This window comes from Rhodoferax sp. SPJ4 (genome assembly GCF_058216275.1).
Genome location: NZ_JBYZMN010000001.1, coordinates 1,185,678 through 1,212,498, shown reverse-complemented (window position 1 = coordinate 1,212,498; position 26,821 = coordinate 1,185,678). Strand labels below are relative to the sequence as shown.

General features: G+C 66.1%; 21 protein-coding genes. 12 read left to right on the top strand and 9 right to left on the bottom strand.

Annotated elements, in window-relative coordinates; all coding sequences use genetic code 11:
- Positions 1 to 5: 5 nt before the first annotated feature.
- From AC4BAR_RS05935 to AC4BAR_RS05925, 3 genes are all read right to left on the bottom strand, one after another.
- A complete protein-coding gene (locus AC4BAR_RS05935; protein ID WP_490626881.1) occupies positions 6 to 1,181 on the bottom strand; it encodes an acetyl-CoA C-acyltransferase in 1,176 nt (391 codons plus the stop codon).
- Between the two features lie 9 nt (positions 1,182 to 1,190).
- The gene (locus tag AC4BAR_RS05930; protein ID WP_490626880.1) at positions 1,191 to 3,284 is read right to left on the bottom strand and encodes a 3-hydroxyacyl-CoA dehydrogenase NAD-binding domain-containing protein; all 2,094 of its coding nucleotides are present in this window, start codon (positions 3,282 to 3,284) and stop codon (positions 1,191 to 1,193) included.
- Positions 3,285 to 3,459: 175 nt separating this feature from the next.
- Complete coding sequence (locus AC4BAR_RS05925) at positions 3,460 to 5,103, bottom strand: 3-(methylthio)propionyl-CoA ligase (protein WP_490626879.1); 1,644 nt, start codon at positions 5,101 to 5,103, stop codon at positions 3,460 to 3,462.
- A 174-nt stretch (positions 5,104 to 5,277) separates the two neighbouring features.
- On the opposite strand from AC4BAR_RS05925, the gene AC4BAR_RS05920 reads away from it, so the two are divergent.
- The 5 genes from AC4BAR_RS05920 to AC4BAR_RS05900 all read left to right on the top strand — a co-directional run bounded on the left by AC4BAR_RS05920 (position 5,278) and on the right by AC4BAR_RS05900 (position 8,904).
- Positions 5,278 to 6,777: a protein adenylyltransferase SelO gene (locus AC4BAR_RS05920; RefSeq protein WP_490626878.1), complete on the top strand. Its 1,500-nt coding sequence runs from the start codon at positions 5,278 to 5,280 to the stop codon at positions 6,775 to 6,777.
- A gap of 15 nt (positions 6,778 to 6,792) precedes the next feature.
- The gene (gene msrB / locus AC4BAR_RS05915) at positions 6,793 to 7,200 is read left to right on the top strand and encodes a peptide-methionine (R)-S-oxide reductase MsrB (protein WP_490626877.1); all 408 of its coding nucleotides are present in this window, start codon (positions 6,793 to 6,795) and stop codon (positions 7,198 to 7,200) included.
- Between the two features lie 36 nt (positions 7,201 to 7,236).
- Positions 7,237 to 7,782, top strand: coding sequence for a septation protein A (locus AC4BAR_RS05910; protein WP_490626876.1), 546 nt, complete (start codon positions 7,237 to 7,239; stop codon positions 7,780 to 7,782).
- Between the two features lie 6 nt (positions 7,783 to 7,788).
- The gene (locus AC4BAR_RS05905) at positions 7,789 to 8,049 is read left to right on the top strand and encodes a BolA family protein (protein WP_490626875.1); all 261 of its coding nucleotides are present in this window, start codon (positions 7,789 to 7,791) and stop codon (positions 8,047 to 8,049) included.
- Positions 8,050 to 8,118: 69 nt separating this feature from the next.
- The gene (locus AC4BAR_RS05900) at positions 8,119 to 8,904 is read left to right on the top strand and encodes a peptidylprolyl isomerase (RefSeq protein WP_490626874.1); all 786 of its coding nucleotides are present in this window, start codon (positions 8,119 to 8,121) and stop codon (positions 8,902 to 8,904) included.
- 59 nt (positions 8,905 to 8,963) lie between these two features.
- On the opposite strand, the gene AC4BAR_RS05895 is transcribed toward AC4BAR_RS05900, so the two are convergent.
- Complete coding sequence (locus tag AC4BAR_RS05895) at positions 8,964 to 9,695, bottom strand: heparan-alpha-glucosaminide N-acetyltransferase (protein ID WP_490626873.1); 732 nt, start codon at positions 9,693 to 9,695, stop codon at positions 8,964 to 8,966.
- A 17-nt stretch (positions 9,696 to 9,712) separates the two neighbouring features.
- Positions 9,713 to 10,759 carry an AraC family transcriptional regulator gene (locus AC4BAR_RS05890; RefSeq protein WP_490626872.1) on the bottom strand — a complete coding sequence of 349 codons (1,047 nt, stop codon included), beginning with the start codon at positions 10,757 to 10,759 and terminating at the stop codon, positions 9,713 to 9,715.
- 128 nt (positions 10,760 to 10,887) lie between these two features.
- Here AC4BAR_RS05890 and AC4BAR_RS05885 point away from each other — a divergent pair, with 128 nt between their 5' ends.
- Together AC4BAR_RS05885 and AC4BAR_RS05880 are read left to right on the top strand one after the other, a co-directional pair.
- Entirely contained in the window at positions 10,888 to 12,057 is a 1,170-nt protein-coding gene (locus AC4BAR_RS05885; RefSeq protein WP_490626871.1) for an alkane 1-monooxygenase, read from the top strand.
- 76 nt (positions 12,058 to 12,133) lie between these two features.
- Positions 12,134 to 12,952 carry a class I SAM-dependent methyltransferase gene (locus AC4BAR_RS05880; RefSeq protein WP_490626870.1) on the top strand — a complete coding sequence of 273 codons (819 nt, stop codon included), beginning with the start codon at positions 12,134 to 12,136 and terminating at the stop codon, positions 12,950 to 12,952.
- Between the two features lie 28 nt (positions 12,953 to 12,980).
- On the opposite strand, the gene lpdA is transcribed toward AC4BAR_RS05880, so the two are convergent.
- Genes lpdA through aceE form a run of 4 tightly spaced genes read right to left on the bottom strand, consistent with a single transcriptional unit; the run spans position 12,981 to position 19,751 of the window.
- Complete coding sequence (gene lpdA, locus AC4BAR_RS05875; protein ID WP_490626869.1) at positions 12,981 to 14,798, bottom strand: dihydrolipoyl dehydrogenase; 1,818 nt, start codon at positions 14,796 to 14,798, stop codon at positions 12,981 to 12,983.
- A complete protein-coding gene (locus tag AC4BAR_RS05870; RefSeq protein WP_490626868.1) occupies positions 14,795 to 15,385 on the bottom strand; it encodes an MFS transporter in 591 nt (196 codons plus the stop codon). The genes lpdA and AC4BAR_RS05870 overlap by 4 nt, the downstream gene beginning before the upstream one ends.
- Complete coding sequence (aceF, locus tag AC4BAR_RS05865; RefSeq protein ID WP_490626867.1) at positions 15,382 to 17,025, bottom strand: dihydrolipoyllysine-residue acetyltransferase; 1,644 nt, start codon at positions 17,023 to 17,025, stop codon at positions 15,382 to 15,384. Before aceF ends, AC4BAR_RS05870 begins: the two co-directional genes overlap by 4 nt.
- Positions 17,026 to 17,039: 14 nt before the next feature.
- On the bottom strand, positions 17,040 to 19,751 hold the full coding sequence (aceE, locus tag AC4BAR_RS05860) for a pyruvate dehydrogenase (acetyl-transferring), homodimeric type (protein ID WP_490626866.1): 2,712 nt from the start codon (positions 19,749 to 19,751) through the stop codon (positions 17,040 to 17,042).
- A gap of 177 nt (positions 19,752 to 19,928) precedes the next feature.
- Between aceE and AC4BAR_RS05855 the strand changes: the two genes are divergently transcribed.
- The 5 genes from AC4BAR_RS05855 to AC4BAR_RS05835 all read left to right on the top strand — a co-directional run bounded on the left by AC4BAR_RS05855 (position 19,929) and on the right by AC4BAR_RS05835 (position 26,784).
- Positions 19,929 to 22,484 carry a PAS domain S-box protein gene (locus AC4BAR_RS05855; protein WP_490626865.1) on the top strand — a complete coding sequence of 852 codons (2,556 nt, stop codon included), beginning with the start codon at positions 19,929 to 19,931 and terminating at the stop codon, positions 22,482 to 22,484.
- On the top strand, positions 22,481 to 23,107 hold the full coding sequence (locus AC4BAR_RS05850) for a response regulator transcription factor (protein WP_490626864.1): 627 nt from the start codon (positions 22,481 to 22,483) through the stop codon (positions 23,105 to 23,107). The genes AC4BAR_RS05855 and AC4BAR_RS05850 overlap by 4 nt, the downstream gene beginning before the upstream one ends.
- 73 nt (positions 23,108 to 23,180) lie before the next feature.
- Positions 23,181 to 24,035, top strand: coding sequence for a bifunctional methylenetetrahydrofolate dehydrogenase/methenyltetrahydrofolate cyclohydrolase FolD (folD, locus tag AC4BAR_RS05845; RefSeq protein WP_490626863.1), 855 nt, complete (start codon positions 23,181 to 23,183; stop codon positions 24,033 to 24,035).
- Positions 24,036 to 24,116: 81 nt separating this feature from the next.
- Positions 24,117 to 26,138, top strand: a complete 2,022-nt coding sequence (locus AC4BAR_RS05840) for a M3 family metallopeptidase (RefSeq protein WP_490626862.1) — start codon at positions 24,117 to 24,119, stop codon at positions 26,136 to 26,138.
- Positions 26,139 to 26,169: 31 nt separating this feature from the next.
- Complete coding sequence (locus AC4BAR_RS05835; protein WP_490626861.1) at positions 26,170 to 26,784, top strand: glutaredoxin family protein; 615 nt, start codon at positions 26,170 to 26,172, stop codon at positions 26,782 to 26,784.
- The last annotated feature ends 37 nt before the right edge of the window (positions 26,785 to 26,821 follow it).

The window sequence follows — 26,821 nt, the reverse complement described above, 5'->3', positions numbered from 1 at the left end:
GGGTGTCAGAGGACTTCGAAAATGCCGGCCGCGCCCATGCCGCCGCCGATGCACATGGTGACCGCGACACGCTTGGCGCCGCGGCGCTTGCCTTCGATGAGGGCATGGCCGGTCAGGCGCTGGCCGCTGACGCCATAGGGATGGCCCACCGCAATGGCGCCGCCGTTCACGTTCAGGCGGTCGGCCGGGATGCCCAGCTTGTCGCGGCAGTACAGGACCTGCACCGCAAAGGCCTCGTTCAGCTCCCACAGGTCGATGTCGTTCACCGTCAGGCCCAGGCGCTTGAGCACCTTGGGCACGGCAAACACCGGGCCGATGCCCATCTCGTCGGGTTCACAGCCGGCCACCGCAAAACCGAGGAAACGACCCAGCGGCTTCAGCCCTTTTTGCTGGGCGTACTTTTCGTCCACCAGCACGCAGGCACCGGCACCGTCGGAAAACTGGCTGGCGTTGCCGGCCGCGACCACGCCACCGGGCACGGCGGGCTTGATGCCGGCGATGGCTTCTTTGGTGGTGCCTGCGCGAATGCCTTCGTCCTGGCTGACCGTGACCTGCTTGGTGCGCAGGCCCATCACCGGATCGGCGACGCCGGCGGTGACGGTGATGGGGGCGATTTCGGCTTCGAACAGACCGGCGGCCAGGGCGGCGCTGGCGCGCTGCTGGCTTTGTGCGCCGTACTCGTCCATCGCGTCGCGGCCAATGCCGTAGCGCTTGGCCACCTGCTCGGCGGTCTGCAGCATGTTCCAGTAGATCTCGGGCTTCTTCTTGGCCAGGTCGAGGTCGCGCAGCATGTGGGTGTTCATTTCCTGCTGAACGCAGGAGATGCTTTCCACACCACCGGCCACATAGACCTCGCCTTCACCGGCGATGATGCGCTGGGCGGCCAGCGCAATGGTCTGCAGGCCCGACGAGCAGAAGCGGTTCACGGTGAGGCCGGACACATTGACCGGGCAGCCGGCCATCAGCGCGATCTGGCGCGCAATGTTGGCGCCGGTGGCGCCCTCGGGGTTGGCGCAACCCATGATGACGTCTTCCACTGCGGCGGCGTCAATGCCGGCGCGCTGGATGGCGTGTTGCACCGCATGGCCGCCGAGGGTGGCGCCATGGGTCATGTTGAAAGCACCCTTCCAGCTCTTGGCGAGCGGCGTGCGGGCGGTGGAGACGATGACGGCGTTGGTCATGACAAGTCCTTAGTTGAATGTTTTGCCTTCGGCGGCCAACTTGGCCAGCAGCGGCGCGGGCTGCCAGAACTTGGCGTCGTCCAGCGGGTTCTGCGCAAAGCGCTTCATCGCCTGCACCACGTTGAACAGGCCCACCTGGTCGGCGTACAGCATGGGGCCGCCGCGCCACAGCGGGAAGCCGTAGCCGGTCAGGTAGACCATGTCGATGTCGCTGGCCTTGGAGGCAATGCCTTCTTCCAGGATGTGGGCGGCCTCGTTGACCAGCGAATAGACCAGCCGGCCGACGATTTCCTCGTCGGAAATCTTGCGCGGCGTGCCGCCAAGGCTCTTGCGGTGTTCGTCCAGCATCTTCAGCACCACGTCCGAGGGGATGGCGTCGCGTTTGCCGGGGATGTAGTCGTACCAGCCGGCGCCGGTTTTCTGGCCGTAGCGGCCCAGCTCGCACAGCTTGTCGGCCGAGGCGCTGTACTTCATGTCCGGCTTTTCCTGGTAACGGCGCTTGCGGATGGCCCAGCCGATGTCGTTGCCGGCCAGGTCGCCCATGCGGAACGGGCCCATCGCAAAACCGAACTTCTCCACCGCCTTGTCGACCTGCTGCGGCGTGCAGCCCTCGTCCAGCAGGAAACCGGCCTGGCGGCTGTACTGCTCGATCATGCGGTTGCCGATGAAGCCGTCGCACACGCCGGACACCACGGCCGTCTTCTTGATCTTCTTGCCCACCGCCATGATGGTCGCCAGCACGTCCTTGGCGGTGGCCTTGCCACGCACCACCTCGAGCAGCTTCATCACATTGGCGGGGCTGAAAAAGTGAGTCCCGACAACATCTTGCGGGCGCTTTGTGAAGTTGGCTATCACGTCCACATCGAGTGTGGAGGTGTTGCTGGCCAGGATGGCGCCGGGCTTGCAAACCCGGTCCAGTTCCTTGAACACCTTCTCCTTGACGCCCATTTCCTCGAACACGGCTTCGATCACCAGGTCCACGTCTTTCAGTTCGTCATAACTCAGCGTGGTGCTCAGCAAGGCCATGCGCTGCTCGTACTTGTCCTGCTTGAGCTTGCCCTTTTTGACCTGGGCTTCGTAGTTCTTCTTGATGGTGGCGACGCCGCGGTCCAGCGCGTCCTGCTTCATCTCCAGCATCTTGACCGGGATGCCAGCGTTGAGGAAGTTCATGGAGATGCCGCCGCCCATGGTGCCGGCGCCGATCACGCCCACGGCCTTGATCTCGCGCCTGGGCGTGTCTTCCGGCACGTCAGGGATTTTGCTGGCCGCGCGTTCGCCAAAGAAGGCATGGCGCAGCGCACGCGACTCCGGGCCCATCATCAGCGCGACAAAACGCTCGCGCTCAAAGGTCAGGCCATCTTCGAACTTGTTCTTGGTGGCGGCTTCCACACAGTCCAGGCACTGCACCGGCGCGGGGAAGTTCTTGGCCATGCCCTTGACCATGTTGCGGGCGAACTGGAAATAGGCGTCGCCATTGGGGTGTTTGCAAGGCAGGTCGCGCACCAGCGGCAGCGGGCGGGCGGCGGCGATGCTCTGGGTGTAATCCAGCACGCCGGCCATGAAGTCACCATCGATGAGCTTGGCAAACAGCTGCTGGCCGGGCAGTGAGGCCAGCAACTCGCTCTTCACCGGCTCGCCGCTGACGATCATGTTCAGTGCGGTTTCCACACCCAGCACGCGCGGCAGGCGCTGCGTACCGCCGGCACCGGGCAGCAGGCCCAGCTTGACTTCGGGCAGTGCCACCTGGGCGCCGGGGGCGGCCACGCGGTAGTGGCAGCCCAGCGCCAGTTCCAGGCCACCGCCCATCACCACCGTGTGGATGGCCGCCACCACCGGCTTGGGCGAGGCTTCCAGCATGCGGATCAGGCTGTGCAGCGAGGGCTCGGCGCTCATCTTGGGCGAATTGAACTCGCGGATGTCGGCGCCACCGGAGAAGGCCTTGCCGGCACCGGTGATGACGATGGCCGTCACGGCCGCATCGGCCCAGGCAGCTTCCAGACCCTGGGCCACACCTTGCCGGGTGGCAAAACCCAGGCCGTTGACGGGCGGGTTGTTGAGTGTGATCACCGCCACGTTGCCGTGGACTTTGTATTCAGCCGTCATGCGCGAACTCCTCGAAGGGGGATAAGCGGCCTGCCCTGTGGTGAGGGGTGGGACCATGAAAAAATCCGAAAAAGAACGGTCGTTCTTTTTCGGATTGTAGGGGGTGGTGGGGGCCGGGCAACCGGGCTTTGTCTCAGGTGGGACAAAGCCATGGGGTTGCCTGGCGCCGGGCCGTTCAGAGCGACGGCAGGGTGTAGTCTTTGAGCTGTTCGCGCAGCTTGGTCTTCAGCATCTTGCCGGTGGCGCCCAGCGGGATGGCGTCGACAAACACCACGTCGTCGGGGATCTGCCATTTGGCGGTCTTGCCGTCGTAGAACTTGATCAGCTCGTCGCGGCTGACCTCGGCGCCCGGCTTCTTGACCACCACCACGATGGGACGCTCGTCCCACTTGGGGTGCTTGACGCCAATGCAGGCGGCCATGGCAATCGCCGGGTGGGCCACGGCGATGTTCTCGATGTCGATGGAGCTGATCCATTCGCCGCCGGACTTGATGACGTCCTTGCTGCGGTCGGTGATCTGCATGTAGCCGTCGGCGTCGATCGTGGCCACGTCACCGGTGGGGAACCAGGCCACGCCATGGGCGTCTTTCACCAGCGGGTGGCCGCCTTCGGTCTTGAAGTAGTCGGCCACGATCCACGGGCCCTTGACCATCAGGTCGCCATAGGCCTTGCCGTCCCAGGGCAACTCGGCGCCGTCGTCACCGACGATCTTCATGTCGACACCGAAGATGGCCCGGCCCTGCTTCAGGCGGACCTTCATCTGCTCCTCGGCGCTCATGGTCAGGTGCTTGTTCTTCAGCGTGCACAGCGTGCCCAGCGGGCTCATCTCGGTCATGCCCCAGGCGTGCAGCACGTCCACACCGTAGTCGTCGCGGAAGGCGTTGATCATGGCCGGCGGGCAGGCCGAGCCGCCGATGACGGTGCGGGTGAGTGTGCTGAACTTCAGGTTGTTGGGCTTGAGGTGGCCCAGCAGCATCTGCCAGACGGTGGGCACACCGGCGGCAAAGGTGACCTTCTCGTTTTCCATCAGCTCGTAGACCGACTTGCCGTCCATGCCGGCGCCGGGGAAGACCAGCTTGCAGCCCACCATGGCCGCCGAGTAAGGCAGGCCCCAGGCGTTGACGTGGAACATCGGCACGACGGGCAGCACCGAGTCGCGCGCGCTCAAACACATCACGTCGGGCAAACAGGCGGCGTAGGCGTGCAGGATGGACGAGCGGTGGCTGTACAGCGCGGCCTTGGGGTTGCCGGTGGTGCCGCTGGTGTAGCACATGCTGGACGCGGTGTTCTCGTCAAAGCTGGGCCAGGCGTAGTTGGTGGACTGGCCACCCATCCAGGCCTCGTAGCTCACCAGGCCGGGAATGCCGGTGTCGGCCGGCAACTTGTCGGCGTCGCACAGCGCCACAAACTGCTTGATGGTGGGGCATTTGCTGTGGATGGCCTGCACCAGCGGCAAAAACGTCATGTCGAAACACAGCACCTGGTCTTCGGCGTGGTTGGCGATCCACACCACCTGCTCGGGGTGCAGGCGCGGGTTCAGCGTGTGCAACACCCGGCCCGAGCCGCTGACGCCGTAGTACAGCTCCAGATGGCGGTAGCCGTTCCAGGCCAGCGTGGCCACGCGGTCACTGAAGCCCAGCTTCATGCCGTCCAGCGCATTGGCCACCTGGCGAGCGCGGGAGGCCACGTCGCGCCAGGTGTAGCGGTGGATGTCGCCCTCGACCCGGCGCGACACGATCTCGACGTCGCCATGGTGGCGTTCGGCGAACTCGATCAGGCCAGAAATCAACAGCGGTTGGTCTTGCATCAAACCCAACATGGGGGAGGTCCTTTCTTGCGCCGGCGGCGCTGTTCTCTCGGGAAAGTGGCTTGTCTGCGCCACCGTGTAAGTAACCCGAAAGCTTACCAGCAAAATAACGGCCCGCCCCCCGGGGAAGCGCAAACCATGGCCCTCTGGCGACACCGCCGAGGCCACTGCGGGACAATGGCGTCCATGGACACCGCCGCCCCCCTTTCCCCCGCTGAAACCCCGGCCTGCGCCGCCGACGGCGGCCTGCGCTGGCAGCCGGGCTTTGCCGCGCTGGGGCCGGCCTTTGCCACGCCCTTGATGCCCCGCCCCCTGCCCCAGCCCTACTGGGTGGGCCGCAGCCAGGCCATGGCCCGCGAGCTGGGCCTGAGCGAGGCCTGGATGGCCTCCGACGAGGCCTTGCAGCGCCTGGCCGGCAACCAGGCCTTTGCCGGCACCACACCGCTGGCCACGGTCTACAGCGGCCACCAGTTCGGCCAGTGGGCCGGCCAGCTGGGTGACGGCCGGGCCATCTGGCTGGGCGAAACCAGCGGCGGGCTGGAGCTGCAGCTCAAAGGCGCCGGCCGCACGCCCTACTCCCGTGGCGGCGACGGCCGGGCGGTGCTGCGCTCCAGCATTCGCGAATTTTTGTGCAGTGAAGCGATGCATGGCCTGGGCATTCCCACCACCCGCGCGCTGGCGGTGGTGGGCTCGGACGCGCCGGTGCAGCGCGAAACCGTGGAAACCGCGGCGGTGGTGAGCCGGGTCGCGCCCAGCTTCATCCGCTTTGGCCATTTCGAGCATTTCGCCCACAGCGGCCAGCACGCCGAGCTGCGCCAGCTGGCTGACCATGTGATTGATCGGTATTACCCCGAATGCCGGGCTGGCGACGGCTTCCAGGGCAATGCCTACGCCGCGCTGCTGCACGCGGTGAGCCTGCGCACCGCCAGTCTGCTGGCGCAATGGCAGGCGGTGGGTTTCTGCCACGGGGTCATGAACACCGACAACATGAGCATGCTGGGCCTGACCATCGACTACGGCCCCTTCCAGTTTCTGGACGCCTTTGACCCCGGCCACATCTGCAACCACAGCGACAGCGGCGGCCGCTACGCCTTCCACAAACAACCCAACGTCGCCTACTGGAACCTGTTCTGTCTGGGCAACGCCTTGATGCCGCTGATCGACAGCGAAGCGCTGGCGCTCGCCGCGCTGGAGCCCTACAAAACCGCCTACCCCGAGGCCTTTGAGGCCGGCCAGCGCGCCAAGCTGGGCCTGCCGGACCGCCGCGACACCGACCGTGCACTGATCGAGTCCACGCTGGGCCTGCTGGCCCAGCACCGGGTCGACCACACGCTGTTCTGGCGGGGCTTGAGCCAGCATGTGGCCGGCCAGCCTGTGGACGCGGTGCGCGACCTGTTCCTCGACCGCCCTGCCTTCGACGCCTGGCTGCTCACTTATTCGGAGCGACTGCCAAAACAGGCGTGGGGAGCGGCGGCCGATGGGATGCTGAAAACCAACCCGAAATTTGTGCTGCGCAACCATTTGGGTGAATTGGCCATCCAAAAAGCGAAACTCAAGGACTTTTCCGAAGTCCAAACGCTGCTGACACTGCTGGCCAGCCCATTTGACGAGCACCCGGGCTTTGAGTCGCACGCCGCCTTGCCGCCCGATTGGGCGGCCGGCATCGAAATCAGTTGTTCATCCTGACCCGTGGAGAGCCCCATGCCCAAAATCCAGAAAACCGATGCCGAATGGCAGGCCCTGCTGAGCGCCAAGGGCGCCGAGCCCATGGCCCACAAGGTGACGCGCCACGAAGGCACGGAGCGCGCCTTCACCGGCAAACACGCCGACGAGCACCGGGACGGCCTCTACCATTGCATCTGTTGCGACAAGCCGCTGTTTGACGCCGCCGCCAAGTTCGACTCCGGCACCGGCTGGCCCAGCTATTTCCAGCCGCTGAGCGCCGACGCGGTGGAAACCAAAATCGACAAGAGCTTCTGGTCCACCCGCACCGAGGTGCATTGCCCCGACTGCGGTGCCCACCTGGGCCATGTGTTCGAAGACGGCCCACGCCCCACCGGCCTGCGGTACTGCATGAACTCGGCCTCGCTGGACTTCAAGCCCCGCTAAACTGCCCCGGCGCCCACCGCGCTGCCACTGGTTCCCATGAAACTCCTGCTCGATTTCCTGCCCATCCTGCTGTTCTTCGGCGCCTACAAGCTCTATGGCATCTACGTCGCTACCGGCGTGCTGATGGCCGTCACCGTGCTGCAGATGGGCTACATCTACCTGACCGAGCGTCGCTTGCAGACCCTGCAGAAAGCCACGCTGGTGCTGGTGCTGGTGTTCGGCACGCTGACCCTGGTGCTGCAGGACGAGCGCTTCATCAAATGGAAGCCCACCGTGCTGTACGCGGCCATGGCCATCGGCCTGGCGGTGGCGGTGTGGGGCCTGCGCAAGAACTTCCTCAAGGCCTTGCTGGGCAGCCAGCTGGAACTGCCCGACCCGGTATGGCACCGCCTGAACATCGCCTGGATCATTTACTGCAGCTTCATGGCGGCGGCCAACGGCTATGTGGCGGCTGTCTTCAGCACCGAGGCCTGGGTGGATTTCAAGCTCTGGGGCTATCTGTTCCCGCTGGTCTTCATCATCGGCCAGGGCCTCTACATCGCCCGCCACGTCACCACGCCGGTGGAAACCCCCAAACCCTGACACCCCATGCCCGACACCGCTCTGAAGATCGAACAGCGCCTGCGCGAACGCCTGTCTCCCCAGCACCTGGAGGTGTTGGACGAAAGTGCTGCCCATGCCGGCCATGCCGGTGCCGGCGACAGTGGTTTTGGCACCCATTTCCGGGTCCGCATCGCCTCGCCGCTGTTCGAGGGCCGGCCCCGCGTGGCGCGGCATCGCCTTGTGTATGATGCCCTGCAAGATTTTCTGGACCAGGGCGTTCACGCGCTGGCGATTGAAACGCTTTGATACTTTTTCCCCGGCCCCCACCCCGATGTGGAGGCCGTTTTGTTTGATCGATTGCAAGGACTTATCCGGATGAAAAAGCAATGGCTGATGACGCTGGCAGCGTCTTGTGCGCTGACCCTCGCGGCCCAGGGCGTGATGGCGCAAAACATCGCCGTGGTCAACGGCAAGCCGGTGCCCAAGGCGCGTGTGGACGCGCTGGTGGCCCAGCTCACCAAGGCCGGCCGCCAGATCACCCCCGAGATGCAGGGCCAGATCAAGGACGAGGTGATCACCCGCGAGGTGTTCATGCAGGAAGCCGAGAAGCGCGGCCTGTCCAGCTCGGATGATTTCAAGGTGCAGATGGAACTGGCCCGCCAGACCCTGATGATCCGCGAGCTGTTCGCCGACTACCAGAAAAAGAACCCGGTCACCGACGCCGAAATGAAGGCCGAGTACGACAAGTTCGTGGCCACCAGCGGCGGCAAGGAATACCGTGTTCGCCACATCCTGGTGGACAAAGAGTCCGAAGCCACCGCCATCCTGGCCAGCCTGAAGAAGGGTGGCAAGTTTGAAGACATCGCCAAGAAGCAGTCCAAGGACCCAGGCTCCGGCGCCAAGGGCGGCGACCTGGATTGGGCCAACCCCAGCAACTTCGTCAAGGAATTCTCCGAAGCCATGACCGCGCTGAAAAAGGGCCAGGTCACAGAAAAGCCGGTCAAGTCGCAGTACGGTTACCACATCATCCGTCTGGACGACGTGCGTGACGCCAAGCTGCCGCCCTTTGAGGAAGTGAAGCCGCAGATCGCCCAGCAAATGCAGCAGCAAAAGCTGACGCAGTTCCAGACCGACCTGCGCGCCAAGGCCAAGATCGAGTAAGGCCTGGCCTTCTTTGCAAAAACGCGGCTTCGGCCGCGTTTTTCATGGGCGTTTGCAGCTCAGCGCAACAGCAGCACCGCCATCAACAAACCCATCAGCACCGGCTGGTGCAGCAGGTAGTAGCTGAGGCTCCAGCGGCCCAGCACCGCCAGAGGCCAGGCCACGGGCGGCACGGCGCCAGAAAGCCACAGTGGCCGGTGCATCAGCGCCCAGCGCCCCGCCGCCAGGCCCCACCACACCACCCCCAGCCAGGGCAGCAGCGGCACATAGTCTTCGGTGACGGGCTTGCGGCTGATCAGCCCCAGCACGTTCAGGCCGGGCGCATTGAAGGCCTCGGTCAGCCCGGCGGCCTGCAGCAGTGGCGCCGCCAGCCAGGGCGAGGCGATGGCCAGCGCCCCCAGCGGCCACAACCAGCGCCCCCCGCCGGCGCTCAGCCGCACCAGCACCAGCATCACGGCGATGCCATGCAGCACACCGAAGTAGATGAAGCTGTTGGGAAACACCAGGTAGGAGCCGGCGCTGACCAGCAAGGCCGCCCCCGCCACCTGGGCCCAGCGCCGCCAGAAGCGCGGCCAGCCCTGGCCTTGCGCCGAGGCCAGGGCCTGACCCAGACCGGCACACAGCAGAAACAGGCTGACGATGGCGCTGCGCTGCCAGGTCCAGAACGGGTCAGTGAGAAAGTTCTGCGCGATGAAGCGGAAATGGTTCAGGTCAAAACAGAAATGAAAGGCCGTCATCCACAGCATGGCCAGGCCACGCAGCGCGTCCACACGGTCGAAACGTGGGGCCATGGTGGGGGGCAGCGGGTTCACGAGGCCGCCCCGGTGGTGGACACGCTGGCCCCCCGCCGCACATCGCTGGGCAGCTTGCCGAACCAGCGCTTGAAGGTGCGGCTGAAATTGGAGCTGTCCTCGAAGCCCAGCCGGGTGGCGATGTCCTCCACGGTGGCGGTGGAATGGGTCAGCAGCCAGACCGCGCGCTGCTGGCGCACACCGTCCAGCAGGGCCTGGAAGCGGCTGCCCTCCAGTTTCAGGTGGCGCATCAGCGTGCGTTCCGACAGTCCCAAATCCGAGGCCAGGTCCGACAGCGAGGGGTACACCCCTTCGGCCTCGTTCAAGGCGTCCAGCACCTGGCGCGTCAGCGGGCCCAACCCCATCTGCCGGGCCAGTTGCTCGCACTGCGCCACGGCAGTGACGTGGGCCTGCGGGTCGGCCGTGACGCAGGGCAGGTCCAGCGTGGCCTGGTCCAGTTGGACCGACAGGCCGGGCTGGTTGAACAGCAGCCGGCCACGGCACAGCCGTTCCAGCCGGTCACGCCAGGGCGGTTCAGGGAAAGGAAAAGCCACGGCCACCGGATGGTGGGGCCGACCCACCACGGCCTCCATCAACCGCATCAGCGTGGCGAACACCATGCAGAGCACAAACTCCCGGGACTCGCCAAGGTCCACCACCTCGACCAGCCGCATCACCCCGCCGCTGGGCTGGGCCTGGTACTCGTACTGCACCGCGCCGTAGCGCAGGCTTCCGTAGCGGGCCACGGTTTGCAGTGCCAGGGCCAGGTGGCGGCTGCTGCCCACTGCATAGCCCAGCGGGCCATGGGCCGACACCTGCACCGAGGCCCCGACCTCCAGCCCCAGCCAGGGGCAGCCGCTGGTGTCCACCGCCGCCTTCACCAGCCGGTTGACAAGCGGCTGGTCGATCACCACGTCGGCGATGGCCAGTTGGTCCCAGTCCGGCAGACCGGCCTGGCGCAACACCGCCTCCACGTCCACGCCCAGACCCAACAGGGTCAGGCACAGCATGCGGGCGTAGGTGGGGTGAACGGCGGGCAAGGCCGTGGTGGACGCAGCGTTCAAGTGGGAAGGCCTCGGTGTATACCCGCAGTGGCAGCAAATGACGACTGTTTGTCATTATGCGCGGTGTTCAGCGGGCCACCGTGCCACAACAATGCGCAGCATCTGTTCCACGGTTTCAGGAGAGCCCCATGAGCACCTTGTCCTCCCCCACCGCCGCCAACGAATGGCGCGACAAACGCTGGCTGTGGCTGTTCAGCCCCGCCATCCCGCTGGTGTTCACCGGCTCGCTGTTGGCCTACGCCCTCACCGGCCACTGGGCCTGGCTGATCGCCGCCCCGGCCTTCATCCACCTGGTGGTGCCGGTGCTGGACTGGGCCTTTGGCGAGGATTACAGCAACCCCACCGAAGACGCCGTGGAAGCACTGGAGAAAGACCTGTACTACCGTGTGCTGGTCTGGGCCTATGTGCCCTCTCAGCTGGCGGGCACGGTGCTGGGGGCCTGGCTGGCCGCCACCCACGACCTCTCCTGGTACGCCTACGCCGGGCTGGTGCTGTCGGTTGGCGCCTTCAACGGCGTGGGCATCGGCACGGCCCACGAGCTGGGCCACAAGCGGGAGAAGCTGGACCGCTGGCTGGCCAAGATCGCGCTGGCGCCCACGATGTATGGCCACTTCTTTGTGGAGCACAACCGCGGCCACCACCGGCGCGTGGCCACCCCGGAAGACCCGGCCAGCTCACGCATGGGCGAAAGCTTCTGGGCCTTCCTGCCGCGCACCGTGGGCGGCAGCCTGCGCTCGGCCTGGGAACTGGAAAAAGGCCGCCTCAACCTGCAGGGCAAAAGCGTCTGGCATCCCAGCAACGAAAACCTGCAGGCCTGGGCCATGAGTGTGGTGTTCTTTGGCGGTCTGGTGGCCTGGCTGGGCTGGCCGGTGCTGGTGTTTCTGCTGCTGCAGGGTGTGTACGGCGCCTCCATGCTGGAGGTGGTGAACTATGTGGAGCACTACGGTCTGCTGCGCCAGAAGGATGCCAGTGGCCGCTATGTGCGCTGCCAGCCGGAGCACTCCTGGAACAGCAACCACATCACCGGCAACATCATCCTCTACCACCTGCAGCGCCATTCGGACCACCATGCCCACCCGGCCCGGCGCTACCAGGCCTTGCGCCACTTCTCGGATGCACCCCAGCTGCCCAGCGGCTACGCGGCCATGATCACTGTCGCCTACTTTCCCCCGCTGTGGTACTGGCTGATGGACCGTCGGGTGGTGCGGCACTACCAGGGGGATGTGTCCCGCATCAACATGCAGCCCGGGGCCCGGGCCCGGCTGATGGCACGCTGGCAGGCCGGCAGCGACCGATGAGCACCGCATCGACGGCTTGACCGCGGCGGCGAAGCGGCGTCTGATGGGCGGAATCCCCCGCACAGGAGACCCAGCCATGAACGAGACCGCCCCGGACAAGGTCTTCGCCGGCGCCATCCCGGCGCTGTACGACACCCAGCTGGTGCCGCTGATCTTCGCGCCTTATGCGGTGGACCTGGTGGACCGCTTGCTGCTGCGGCCGTTGGCCGATGTGCTGGAGGTGGCCGCTGGCACCGGCGTCGTCACCCGCGAACTGGCCGCCCGGTTGCCGGCCACGGTGGCCATCGTCGCCACTGACCTGAACCCACCCATGTTGGCCCAGGCCCAAGCCGTCGGGACCTGCCGGCCAGTGACCTGGCGCCAGGCCGACGCCATGCAACTGCCTTTTGCCGACGGCAGCTTCGACGCGGTGGTGTGCCAGTTCGGCGCCATGTTTTTCCCTGACAAGGCGCAGGCCTTTGCCGAGGCGCGCCGGGTGTTGCGGCCCGGTGGTGTGTTTCTGTTCAATGTGTGGGACCGCATCGAAGACAACGAGTTCGCCGACCTGGTGACCCGTGCGCTGGCCGGCCTGTTTCCGGACGACCCACCGCGCTTTCTGGCCCGCACCCCGCACGGTCATGGCGACCCGGCCCCGCTGGCACAAGCCCTGCGCGACGCCGGCTTCACCGCCCCACCGCAATTCAATACCGTGACGGCACGCAGCCGGGCCGCATCAGCGGCCGTGGTGGCCTTTGCCTATTGCCAGGGCACGCCGCTGCGCAATGAAATCGAAGCGCGTGACACCTCGCGGCTGGCCGAGGCCACCGAACTGGCCACCGAGGCGCTGGCGCAGCGCTTCGGTCAGGGCGCGGTGGACGGCAAGATCCAGGCGCTGGTGGTGAGCGTAGCGCGGTGAGCCTGTCCCCGGGGTGATGCGTACCGGCTCACTTGCGCGCCGGCGGCAAATCCGTGCAGCTGCCGTGCGCCACCTCGGCCGCCATGCCGATGCTCTCGCCCAGCGTGGGGTGGGGGTGGATGGTTTTGCCAATGTCCACCGCGTCGGCGCCCATCTCGATGGCCAGGGCCACCTCGCCGATCATGTCGCCGGCATGGGTGCCGACGATGCCGCCACCCAGAATCTTGCCGTGGCCATGGGCCTCGGGTGAATCGTCGAACAGCAGCTTGGTGAAGCCTTCGTCACGGCCGTTGGCGATGGCGCGGCCCGAGGCCGTCCACGGGAACAGGCCTTTTTTCACCTTGATGCCCTGGGCCTTGGCCTGCTCTTCGGTCAGGCCGACCCAGGCGATTTCGGGGTCGGTGTAGGCCACGCTGGGAATCACCCGGGCGTTGAAGGCGGCGCTGGCCAGGGCCTTGTCGCCCTGTTGTTCCCCGGCAATCACTTCGGCCGCCACATGGGCCTCGTGCACCGCCTTGTGGGCCAGCATGGGCTGGCCGACGATGTCGCCGATGGCAAAGATGTGCGGCACGTTGGTGCGCATCTGGATGTCGACCAGGATGAAGCCGCGGTCGGTCACCGCCACGCCGGCCTGGTCGGCGCCAATCTTCCTGCCGTTGGGCGTGCGGCCCACCGCCTGCAGCACCAGGTCGTAGGTTTGGGGTGGTGGTGCGCCCTCGCCCTCGAACGTGACCTCGATGCCCTGCGGCGTGGCCTTGGCGCCCACGGTCTTGGTTTTGAGCAGGATGTTGTCGAAGCGCGGCGCGTTCATCTTCTGCCAGACCTTGACCAGGTCGCGGTCAGCGCCCTGCATCAGGCCGTCCATCATCTCCACCACATCCAGCCGCGCACCCAGCGTGCTGTAGACCGTGCCCATTTCCAGCCCGATGATGCCGCCGCCCAGGATCAGCATGCGCTTGGGGTTGTGGCCCATGGCCAGCGCGCCGGTGCTGTCAACCACGCGCGGGTCGTCGGGCATGAAGGGCAGGCGCACCGCCTGCGAGCCGGCGGCGATGATGGCGTGTTTGAACTGGATGGTTTGTGTCTTGCCGGTGGGCGCCTGGGCGTCGCCGGCGGTCTCGGCCACCTGCAGGTGGTGGGGGCCGACAAACTGGCCCAGGCCACGCACCACCGTGACCTTGCGCATCTTGGCCATGGCGCTGAGGCCACCGGTGAGCTTGCCCACCACCTTGTTCTTGTGGCCCAGCAGCTTGGCGCGGTCCACCGTGGGCTCGGCGAAGGTGATGCCCAGGTCGGCAAAGTGCTTCACCTCGTCCATCACCGCGGCGACATGCAGCAGCGCCTTGCTGGGGATGCAGCCCACGTTGAGGCAAACGCCGCCCAGCGTGGCGTAGCGCTCCACCAGCACCACCTTGAGGCCCAGGTCGGCGGCGCGGAAGGCGGCGCTGTAGCCGCCGGGGCCGGCGCCCAGCACGAGCACATCGCAGGCCTGGTCGGCCGTGCCGGCGTAGGCGGCAGCGGGAGGCGCTTCGGCTTTTGCGGCCGCAGGTGCAGTCGCCACGGGGGCGGGCGCTGCTTTGGGTTCTGGCTTGGGGGCAGCGGCCGCGTCAGTGGCCTCCAGCAACACCACCACCGAACCTTCAGCCACCTTGTCGCCCAGCTTGACCTTCAGTTCCTTGACCACACCGGCGTGGCTGGACGGGATTTCCATCGAGGCCTTGTCGCTTTCCACGGTGATCAGGCTTTGCTCGGCCTTGACGCTGTCACCCACCTTCACCAGCAACTCGATCACCGCCACTTCGGCGAAGTCGCCGATGTCGGGCACCTTGATTTCGAGGAGACTCATGGCACACCTTTCAGTTTGAGCGTGGCCACGTCCACCGGGCCCGCCGAATTCTTGTCAAACGCACAGCCGGCCTCCACGCCCAGCACCGCCAGCGCGCGGGCCGACTTGGCCGTGTCCCAGCGGGCGTGCATGGCGCCCAGCGCGAACGCCCGGCCGGTGCCTATGCCCCAAAACTGCTTGAACTCAAACACCTCGCGGTAGCTGTACAGGCCATAAATGCCGCTGGCGTTGGCGATCAGCACGCTGAACTGGCTGGACTCGTAGGGGTCGTTGTCGTCTTCCTTGGTCTGCAGGAAGAAGCTGTCTTTCAGCAACGGGTGCAGCCGCACAAAGGTGTCGAACACCCCGTCCTTGCTGCCCAGCGTCAGCTGCTCGGGCGGCAGCGCCTGCATGGCCTTGCGCAGCGCCGGAAAATGCGCCACCGTGCCAGCCATGCCCACCAGGCTGGGGCCCTGGGGTGTGGCCACACGGAAGATCTTGCTGTTGGCCTCGAAGCGGTGGCCTAGCTTGGTGTCGCCAAAGGTCACCAGCGTGTCGGCCGCCATCGCGACCTGCTGGCCTTTCTTGACGACGACCACCGTGGTCACAAAAGCACCCTTCTGAAATCGGCCAGGATCTGCCCCAGGTAGGCATTGAAACGGGCCGCCGAAGCGCCATCGATGACACGGTGGTCCCAGCTCAGGCTCAGCGGCAGCATCAGCCGGGGCTGGAAGACCTTGCCGTCCCACACCGGCTCCATCTGGCTCTTGCACACGCCCAGGATGGCGACCTCGGGCGCGTTGATGATGGGCGTGAAATAGCGCCCGCCAATGCCGCCCAGGCTGGAGATGGTGAAGCCGGCGCCGCTCATGTCGGCCGGGCCCAGCTTGCCGTCGCGCGCCTTGGCGGCGAGTTCGCCCATTTCCTTGCTGATGGCCAGCACGCCCTTCTGGTCGGCGTTCTTGATCACCGGCACCACCAGACCGTTGGGCGTGTCGGCGGCAAAGCCGATGTGGAAATACTGCTTCAGCACCAGCTGGTCGCCGTCCAGGCTGCTGTTGAACTCGGGGAACTTCTTCAGCGCCGCCACACAGGCCTTGATCAGAAAGGCCAGCATGGTGACCTTGGCGCCCGATTTCTCGTTTTCCTTGTTGGTGGCCACACGGAAGGCCTCCAGCTCGGTGATGTCGGCGTCGTCGTGGTTGGTGACATGCGGAATCAGCACCCAGTTGCGGTGCAGGTTGGCGCCGCTGATCTTCTTGATGCGGCCCATGTCCTTGCGCTCGATGGGGCCGAATTTGGCAAAGTCCACCTTGGGCCAGGGCAGCAGGCCCAGGGCCTCGCCACCGCCAGCTGCGGCCGGTTTGGCCGCCGCGGCGATGGCCTGGGTCTGGGTGGTGCCGGCCATCACCGCCTTGGTGAAGGCCTGCACATCGTCCTGGGTGATACGGCCCTTGGTGCCCGAGCCTTTGACCTCGGCCAGCGGCACCCCCAGCTCGCGGGCGAACTTGCGCACCGACGGCGAGGCATGGGGCAAGCCGGCGGCCGGGGCGCCGGGGTTGTGGGCCGGAGCAGCGGGTGCGGTGGATGCCGCGGCCACCGGTGCAGAGGCCACGGCAGCGGTGGCCACCGCTGCAGGAGCCGCAGGCACGGCGGCAGCGGGTGTGGCCACGCCCTCGCCTTGCAGCAGCGCGATCAGGTCGCCGATGTTGACGGTGTCGCCCACCTTGACCTTCAACTCGCGCAGCACACCGGCGGCGCTGGACGGGATTTCCATCGAGGCCTTGTCGCTCTCCACCGTGATCAGGCTTTGCTCCAGCTTGATGGTGTCGCCGGGCTTGACCATCACCTCGATCACCGCGACGTCCTTGAAGTCGCCGATGTCGGGCACGCGAACTTCCACCGGGCCACTGGCGGCGGCGGCCGGTGCTGCGGCAGGGGCGCTGACCGCGGCCGGCGCTGGTGGCGCAGGTACAGAGGCAGCCGCGGGCGCTGCTGCGGCGGCGGCACCTTCGGTTTCCAGCACCAGCACCACCGAACCTTCGGCCACGCTGTCGCCCAGCTTGACCTTGAGTTCCTTGACCACGCCGGCGTGGCTGGACGGGATTTCCATCGACGCCTTGTCGCTCTCCACCGTGATCAGGCTTTGTTCGGCTTTCACCGCATCGCCGGGTTTGACCATCACCTCGATGACGGTGACCGACTCGAAATCACCGATGTCCGGGACCTTGACTTCCATCGTTGCCATGTGGGTCTCCCAGGTCAGGCGTACAGCGGGTTGATCTTGTCGCTGCGAATGCCGTATCGGGCAATCGCCTCGGCGGCCTTGGCCAGCGGCAGCACCCCTTCATCGGCCAGCGCCTTCAGCGCCGCCACCACGATGTAGTGGCGGTTGACCTCGAAGTGCTCGCGCAGCTTGCTGCGGAAGTCGCTGCGGCCAAAGCCGTCGGTGCCCAGCACGGTGTAGCTCTGGCCCTTGGGGATGAAGGCGCGAATCTGTTCGGCATAGGCCTTCATGTAATCGGTGGATGCGACCACCGGGCCGCTGTGGCCGGACAGCTGCTGGCCCACAAAGGACACCCGCGGCGCCTCGGTCGGATGCAGCAAATTCCAGCGCGCAGCGTCCTGGCCGTCACGGGCCAGCTCGTTGAAGCTGGGGCAGCTCCAGACGTCGGCGGCCACCCCCCAGTCGGCGGCCAGCAGGGTTTGCGCGGCAAAACTCTCGCGCAGGATGGTGCCGCTGCCCAGCAACTGCACCCGGGGCATGGCGGCATTGGCCACGCCGGGTTTGCTGAGGTACATGCCCTTGATGATTTGCGCTTCGGTGCCAGGCATCAGGCCGGGCATGGCGTAGTTTTCGTTCAGCAGCGTCAGGTAGAAATAGACGTTGTCCTGTTTCTCCACCATGCGCTTGAGGCCGTGGTGCAGGATCACACCGACCTCGTGGGCAAAGGTCGGGTCGTAGCTGATGCAGTTGGGAATGGTGCCGGCCAGGATGTGGCTGTGGCCGTCTTCGTGCTGCAGGCCTTCGCCATTCAGTGTGGTGCGACCGCTGGTGCCGCCCAGCAAGAAGCCGCGGGCCTGCATGTCGCCGGCGGCCCAGGCCAGATCGCCGATGCGCTGGAAGCCGAACATCGAGTAGTACACATAGAACGGCACCATGATGCGGTTGCTGGTGCTGTAGGAGGTGGCGGCGGCGATCCAGCTGCTCATTCCACCGGCCTCGTTGATGCCTTCCTGCAGGATTTGCCCGGCCTTGTCTTCCTTGTAGTACATGACCTGGTCTTTGTCGACCGGGGTGTACTTCTGCCCTTCGGGGTTGTAGATACCGATCTGGCGGAACAGGCCTTCCATGCCGAAGGTGCGGGCCTCGTCCACCAGGATAGGCACCACGCGCGGGCCCAGCGCCTGGTCGCGCAGCAACTGCGTCAGAAAGCGCACATAGGCCTGGGTGGTGGAGATTTCGCGGCCCTCGGCCGTGGGCTCCAGCACCGCCTTGAAGGTCTCCAGCGAGGGCACGGTGAAATGCTCGTCGGCCTGGGTGCGGCGGTGTGGCAAATAGCCGCCCAGGGCCTCACGGCGCTCGTGCAGGTAGCGCATTTCCGGCGTGTCGTCGGCCGGCTTGTAGAACGGGATTTTGGCCAGTTCGCTGTCAGGAATCGGGATGTTGAAGCGGTCGCGGAAGATGCGGATGTCGTCGTCGGTGAGCTTCTTGGTCTGGTGGGCGGTGTTCTTGCCCTCGCCGCTCTTGCCCATGCCGAAGCCCTTGACGGTCTTGATCAGCAGCACCGTGGGCTGGCCGCTGTGGTTCACGGCCGAGTGGTAGGCCGCATAGACCTTTTGCGGGTCGTGGCCGCCGCGCCGCAGCGCCCAGATGTCGTCGTCGCTCATCTTGGCCACCATCTCCAGCGTGCGCGGGTCACGGCCGAAGAAATGCTTGCGCACATAGGCGCCGTCGTTGGCCTTGAAGGACTGGTAGTCGCCGTCCAGCGTGTCCATCATCAGTTTTTTCAGCGCGCCGTCCTTGTCACGGGCCAGCAGCGGGTCCCAGTCGCTGCCCCACAGCAGCTTGAGCACGTTCCAGCCGGCGCCGCGGAACTCGCCCTCAAGTTCCTGGACGATCTTGCCGTTGCCACGCACCGGGCCGTCCAGCCGCTGCAGGTTGCAGTTGACGACAAAGATCAGGTTATCCAGCTTTTCGCGGGCCGCCAGGCCGATGGCGCCCAGGCTTTCCACCTCGTCCATCTCGCCGTCGCCGCAGAACACCCAGACCTTGCGCTTGGCGGTGTCGGCGATGCCACGGGCGTGCAGGTATTTCAGGAAGCGGGCCTGGTAGATCGCCATCAGCGGCCCCAGGCCCATGGACACGGTGGGAAACTGCCAGAACTCCGGCATCAGCTTGGGGTGCGGGTAGCTGGACAGGCCCTGGCCACCGACCTCCTGGCGGAAGTTCAGCAACTGGTCTTCGGTGAGCCGGCCTTCGAGGAAGGCGCGGGCGTAGACGCCGGGCGACACATGGCCTTGCACGTAGAGGCAGTCACCGCCGTGGCCTTCGGTTTCGGCATGCCAGAAATGGTTGAAACCGGCGCCGAACAGCGTGGCCAGCGAGGCAAACGAGCTGATGTGGCCGCCCAGGTCGCCGCCGTCTTCCGGGTGGTGGCGATTCGCCTTGACCACCATGGCCATGGCGTTCCAGCGCATGTAGGCGCGCAGCCGCTCCTCCACCTCCAGGTTGCCGGGGCAACGCTCTTCCTGGTCGGGCTCGAGCGTGTTCACGTAACCGGTGTTGGCCGAAAACGGCATGTCCACGCTGTGCTGGCGGGCGTGCTCCAGCAACTGCTCCAGCAGAAAGTGGGCCCGGTCCGGACCATGGCGGTCAATCACCGCGGCCAGCGCGTCCATCCATTCACGGGTTTCCTGGGCGTCTGCGTCTTGGGGGGTGGCGCCGAAGGGTTGATCGGGAAGCGCGGCCATGGTGTGTCTCCTGCTGGCTGAGGGCAAATCGAAGGGTGGGGCCTTGTGGGCTGGCGCGAAGTGTCGCACAAGCCACAGATTATTTCAAATGCTGATTATTGATTTCATATCATGAATTAACAAGCGATTTTCAGGCCCCCCACAGAAGGGACCGAGCCATACCCTACACTCCAAAACATGTCTGCGCAGTCACCAAAACCCACCCCTGCGGCGACCAAATTCCGTCCCGTGTCGACCTGGTGGCGTGGCTGGTGGAGACGCCAGCCGCCCGGGCTGCAAGACCGCATCGCACTGCTGACGCCGCTGGCCGCGGTGCTGCTGTTCATGGCAGCCATCGTGTCGGCCTTTTCCTACCTGCGTTTGGAGGAAATTGACCGCGAGCAGGAGACCGTCAAACGCGACATGGAGTACGCCCAGCAGCGGCTGCGGCTGCGGCTGATCGAGCAGCAGGAACAGTTCATGCGCCTGGCCCGCGATGTCTCCACCCACGAGGTGGACAACGAGGCCTTTGTGGCCCAGGCCCAGGCCCTGGTGTCGCGCTACCCCGAACTGCTGGCGGTGAACTGGATCGATGTGGAGCGCCGCATCCGCGTCAACTACACCTCGGCCAATGTGCTGGACAGCCAGCTGCGCAGCGTGGACGACACGCTGAAACCGGGCGATACCGGCGGCGCTTTTGCGCTGACCCGCGACCTGCGCCAGCCGATTTACTCGCGCCCGCTGACCAACACCAACACCGCCCCCACGCTGCAGCTGCATGTGCCGCTGAGCGAACAAGGCAAGTTCAACGGCGTCATCATGGGCGAGTACAGCGTGGACGGCCTGCTGCGCTTCAGCATGCCCTCGGAAACCACCGCCAAGTACGCGGTGGCGCTGCTGGACGACAAGGGCGAGGTGCTGGCCGGCAGCAACACCCCCAGCCGGCCCTCGGCCAGCCGGCTGCTGCCCTGGTCCGACCAGGGCACCGAGTACGAGGTGCCGGTCACGCCGGTGGGCAACAGCCTGCTGTTGCGCGGCCAGGCCTACCGCACCTCGCTGGGCGTGGTGGGCAACGGCCTGTTCCTGCTGGTGATTGCGCTCAGCGCGCTCACCGCCTGGATGCTGATCGGCACCTGGCAGCACACCCGGCGCCGGGTGCAGGCGCAGAACGCGCTGCTGAAGGAAACCAACTTCCGCCGGGCGATGGAAAACTCCATGCTCACCGGCATGCGGGCGCTGGACCTCAACGGCCGCATCACCTATGTGAACCCGGCCTTCTGCCAGATGACGGGCTGGTCCGAGGCCGAACTGGTGGGCCGTGACCCCCCCTTCCCCTACTGGCCTGACGACGACCGCGAACTGCTGGCCTCGCGGCTGGACGACGAGATCCATGGCCGCACCCTGCCCGGTGGCTTCCAGGTGCGGGTCAAGCGCAAGGACGGGTCCATCTTCGACGCCCGGCTCTATGTGTCGCCGCTGGTCGACCCCGACGGCCAGCAGACCGGCTGGATGACCTCGATGACCGACATCACCGAACCCAACCGGGTGCGGGAACAGCTGTCGGCCTCCTACGAGCGCTTCACCACCGTGCTGGAGGGGCTGGACGCCGCGGTGTCGGTGGCGCCGCTGGGCAGCGAGGAACTGCTGTTCGCCAACCGCCTGTACCGGCTGTGGTTCGACAGCGCCAGCGCCGGCCACCTGGCCCTGATTGCCCAGGCCGGGGTGCGCCAGTCCCCCACCACCGAGGTGGCGCTGGACGATGTGGATTCGCTGGTGGGCCTGCCCACCGACCCGCTGACCGATGCCCAGACCGAGAACGCCGAAATCTTCATCCCCGAGCTGAACAAATGGCTGGAGGTGCGTTCGCGTTACCTCAACTGGGTCGACGGCCGCTTGGCCCAGATGGTGATTGCCACCGACATCACGCCGCGCCGCCACGCCGAGGAACAGGCCGCGATCCAGGCCGAGCGGGCCCACACCGCCAGCCGGCTGATCACCATGGGGGAGATGGCCTCCAGCGTGGCGCACGAACTGAACCAGCCGCTGACGGCCATCAACAACTACTGCAGCGGCATGCTGTCGCGCATCCGCGCCAACCAGATCAGCAACGACGACCTGCTGACCGCGCTGGAAAAAACCGCCAAGCAGGCCCAGCGCGCCGGCCAGATCATCCAGCGCATCCGCTCCTTTGTGAAACGCAGCGAACCCAACCGCAGCCTGTCCGACGTGTCGCAGATGGTCAGCGAGGCGGTGGAGTTGGCCGAAATCGAGTTGCGCCGCCACCATGTGCGGCTCAGCCACTATGTGGCGGCCCGGCTGCCGCAGCTGCGGGTCGACCCCATCCTGATCGAGCAGGTGCTGCTCAATTTGCTGAAAAACGCCGCCGAGTCCATCGACCACGCGCAGCGCCCCTCGTCGCGCCGCAATGTGGAGCTGCGGGTGGTGCCGCGCCAGCTGGACACCGGCCAGGTGATCGAATTCACCGTGTTGGACACCGGCGAAGGCCTGTCGCCCGAGGTCAAGGAAAGGCTGTTCGAGGCCTTCTACTCCACCAAGGCCGACGGCATGGGCATTGGCCTGAGCCTGTGCCGCTCCATCATCGAATCCCACCAGGGGCGAATGGAAGCGGACAACATTTACAATGGGGACGAGATCTCCGGGTGCCGGTTTTCCTTCTGGCTGCCGGTTCAGGCGCTCAGCAGCCCCCCCAGACCCGCACCTCTGTCGCAGCCATCGAGTAAAGGCGAAGGATGAGTTTGATTCCGAAAAAAGGCACTGTCTATGTCGTGGACGACGACGAGGCGGTGCGTGATTCCCTCCAATGGCTGCTGGAAGGCAAGGACTACCGCGTCCGTTGCTTCGACTCCGCCGAGTCCTTTCTCTCCCGTTACGACGCCCGCGAGGTGGCCTGTTTGATCGTTGACATCCGCATGGGTGGCATGACCGGGCTGGAGCTGCAAGACCGGCTGATGGAGCGCCGCTCGCCGCTGCCCATCGTCTTCATCACCGGCCACGGCGACGTGCCCATGGCGGTGACGACGATGAAAAAAGGCGCGATGGATTTCATCCAAAAGCCCTTTAACGAGGAAGAGCTGGTGAACCTGGTCGAGCGCATGCTGGAGCACGCCAAGGCCGCCTTCAACGACCACCAGAGTTCGGCCAGCCGCGACGCGCTGCTGGGCAAGCTGACCTCGCGCGAAGCCCAGGTGCTGGAGCGCATCGTCGCCGGCCGGCTGAACAAGCAGATCGCCGACGACCTGGGCATCAGCATCAAGACGGTGGAGGCGCACCGCGCCAACATCATGGAAAAGCTCAACGCCAACACCGTGGCCGATTTGCTGAAGATCGCCCTCGGTTCCGGCTCCGCCAAAGCCTGATTTTCTCAACCACCCCACCCTCACGCCCGCACGGTTGGCACTGGCGGGCGTTTGACTTTCTGGAGACCCTCCCATGACCGCCCGGCCGATTGACGGAAACGCCTTGTCCCAACAACTGCGGGGCGATGTGGCCCGGCGCGCCGCCGCGCTCAAGGCCCGCGGCCTGGTACCCGGTCTGGCGGTGATTCTGGTCGGTGACAACCCGGCCAGCCAGGTCTATGTGCGCAACAAGGTCAAGGCCTGCGAAGACTGCGGCCTGCACTCGGTGCTGGAAAAACACGAGGCCTCGCTCAGTGAGGCAGCGCTGCTGGCCCGCGTCGAGGCGCTGAACAACGACCCGGCCATCCACGGCATCCTGGTGCAACTGCCGCTGCCGGCGCACATCGACGCGCAAAAGGTCATCGAGGCCATCAGCCCGGCCAAGGACGTGGACGGCTTCCACATCGCCAGCGCCGGCGCGCTGATGACCGGCATGCCCGGCTTCTGGCCCTGCACACCCTATGGCTGCATGAAGATGCTGGAGAGCATCGGCTACGACCTCAGGGGCAAACACGCGGTGGTGATCGGCCGTAGCAACATCGTCGGCAAGCCCATGGCGCTGATGCTGCTGCAGAAAAACGCCACCGTCACGGTGTGCCACAGCGCCACCGCCAACCTGAAGGCCCACACCCTGCAGGCCGACGTGATCGTCGCCGCGGTGGGCAAACGCAATGTGCTCACCGCCGACATGGTCAAGCCTGGCGCGGTGGTGATCGATGTCGGCATGAACCGCAACGACGAAGGCAAACTCTGCGGCGACGTCGATTACGCCGGCGTCAGCCAGGTCGCCAGCCACATCACCCCGGTGCCCGGCGGTGTGGGCCCCATGACCATCACCATGCTGCTGGTCAACACCCTGGAAGCGGCAGAGCATGCCGCCAGCGCCTGAGCCTGGTTCCGATGGGGGAGATTGGCATTCCCAATCGCCCCAGCCCTTGAAGCGGCGCCAAAAAGCCACACAATGACAGCCATGAACAACCCCTTGCTTGACGCCGCCGGCCTGCCCTTGTTTGACCAGATCCGGCCAGACCATGTGGCGCCCGCCATCGACGTGCTGCTGGCCGACGCCAACCGCGCGCTGGAGACCGTGACCCAGCCTGAATTTCCCGCCAGCTGGACCGGCATCGCCCAGGTGCTGGACGTGGCCACCGAGCGGCTGGGCCGGGCCTGGGGCAGCGTCAGCCACCTCAACGCGGTGGCCGATACGCCGGAGCTGCGGGTGGCCTACACCACCGCCCTGCCCCGCGTCACCGAGTTCTGGACCCGGCTGGGCGCCGATGAGCGGCTGTACGCCAAGTACAAGGCGATTGACCCCGCCACGCTGAACGCCGAGCAAAAGCAGGCCCACACCCTGGCGGTGCGCAACTTCGTGCTCAGCGGCGCCGAACTGCAGGGCGCGGCCAAAATCCGGTTCGCCGACATCCAGGAACGCCAGGCCCACTTGAGCCAGCAGTTCAGCGAGCATGCGCTGGACGCCACCGACCATTACGCCTACTTCGCCACCGCCGACGAACTGGCCGGCGTGCCGGCCGATGTGGTGCAGGCGGCGGCCGAAGCGGCCAAGGCCGAAGACCGACCGGGTTTCAAGCTGACGCTGAAGATGCCCTGCTACCTGCCGGTGATGCAGTTCGCCCACAACGGCGCGCTGCGCGAAACCCTGTACCGGGCCTACGTGACCCGGGCCAGCGAGCTGGGCGACCCGGCGCTGGACAACACCCCGCTGATTCGCGAAATCCTGGCCCTGCGCCAGGAAGAGGCCCAGTTGCTGGGCTACCCCCACTTCGGCGCGCTGTCGGTGGTGCCCAAAATGGCCAACTCCACCGAGCAGGTCATCACCTTCCTGCGCGACCTGGCCCGCCGCGCCCGGCCCTATGCCGACAAGGACGTGGCCGACCTGCGGGCCTTTGCCGCCGAGCAACTGCAGATCACCGACCCGCAAGCCTGGGACTGGCCCTACATCGGCGAAAAGCTCAAGGAAGCGCGCTACACCTTTAGCGAGCAGGAGGTGCGCCAGTACCTGACCGCACCCAAGGTGCTGGCCGGGCTGTTCAAGATCATCGAGACGCTGTTCGAGGTGGCCATCCGCGAAGACAGCGCCCCGGTCTGGCACCCGTCGGTGCAGTTCTTCCGCATCGAGCGGGCCGGCCAGCTGGTGGGCCAGTTCTACCTCGACCCCACGGCCCGCAGCGGCAAGCGCGGCGGCGCCTGGATGGACGACGTGCGGGCCCGCTGGCTTCGGCCCGACACCGGTGCGTTGCAAACGCCGGTGGCGCAACTGGTCTGCAATTTCGCCGGCGGCGTGGACGGCAAGCCGCCGCTGCTGACGCACGACGACGTGACCACGCTGTTCCACGAGTTCGGCCACGGCCTGCACCACATGCTGACCCAGGTCAACGAGCGCGACGTCTCCGGCATCAGCGGTGTGGAATGGGACGCGGTGGAACTGCCCAGCCAGTTCATGGAGAACTTCTGCTGGGAATGGGATGTGCTCAAGCACATGACGTCCCATGTGGACAGCGGTGAGGCCATGCCGCGCGCGCTGTTCGACAAGATGCTGGCGGCCAAGAACTTCCAGAGCGGCTTGCAGACGCTGCGGCAGATCGAGTTCGCGCTGTTCGACATGCTGGTGCACACCGAACACAACCCGGCGGACGACTTCATGGCCCTGCTGCGCCAGGTGCGCCAGGAGGTGGCGGTGCTGCGGCCGCCGGCCTACAGCCGCACCGCCCACACCTTCAGCCACATCTTTGCCGGTGGCTATGCGGCTGGTTACTACAGTTACAAATGGGCCGAGGTGCTGAGCGCCGACGCCTATGCCGCGTTTGAAGAAACCGCCAGCGACGACGGCACACCCAACGTGGCCACCGGCCAGCGCTACCGCGAGGCGATTCTGGAAGCCGGAGGCAGCCGCCCGGCGATGGAATCGTTCAAGGCCTTCCGTGGCCGTGAGCCCCAACTGGACGCGTTGCTGCGCCACCAGGGCATGGCCTGATTCACCCACCGCCCAACCCTGCCCCCCCGCCATGAAAAACACCGTTCTCTGCGCTGCACTGCTTCTGGGTTGCGGTGCTTTGGGGGCCCAGACGATGTACCGCATCACCGGGCCAGATGGCAAGGTCACCTTCTCCGACGTGCCACCGGTGGAAGCCAAATCCGTGGTGCCGCTGGGCGCCGGTGGCGGCGAGGGCAACGTGCTGGCCACCCTGCCCTATGCCTTGCGCCAGGTGGCCACCAAATTTCCGGTGGTGCTCTACACCGGCCCCGACTGTGAGCCCTGTGGCACCGGCCGCTCGCTGCTGCTGTCGCGTGGCGTGCCGTTCAGCGAAAAAACCGTCTCCACCAGCGACGACGTGGAGGCACTGAAGCGCCTGGTCAGCGAGCCCGGTCTGCCGGTGCTGACCATCGGCAGCCAGCAGCTGAAAGGCTATTCCGACGCCAACTGGTCGCAATACCTGGACGTGGCCGGCTACCCGGCCCGCAGCCAGTTGCCCGTGGGTTACCGCAACCCGGCGCCCAGCCCGCTGGCGTCGCCCAGGGCGGCCGTGGTGGCCCCGGCGCCCGCGCCGGTCGTCAACGCCCCGTCACCCCAGGCCCCAGCCGCCACCAACCCGAACAACCCGGCCGGTTTGCGGTTCTGACACCGCGCCGCCTTCGCCGGTGCCATCCCGACCCAGG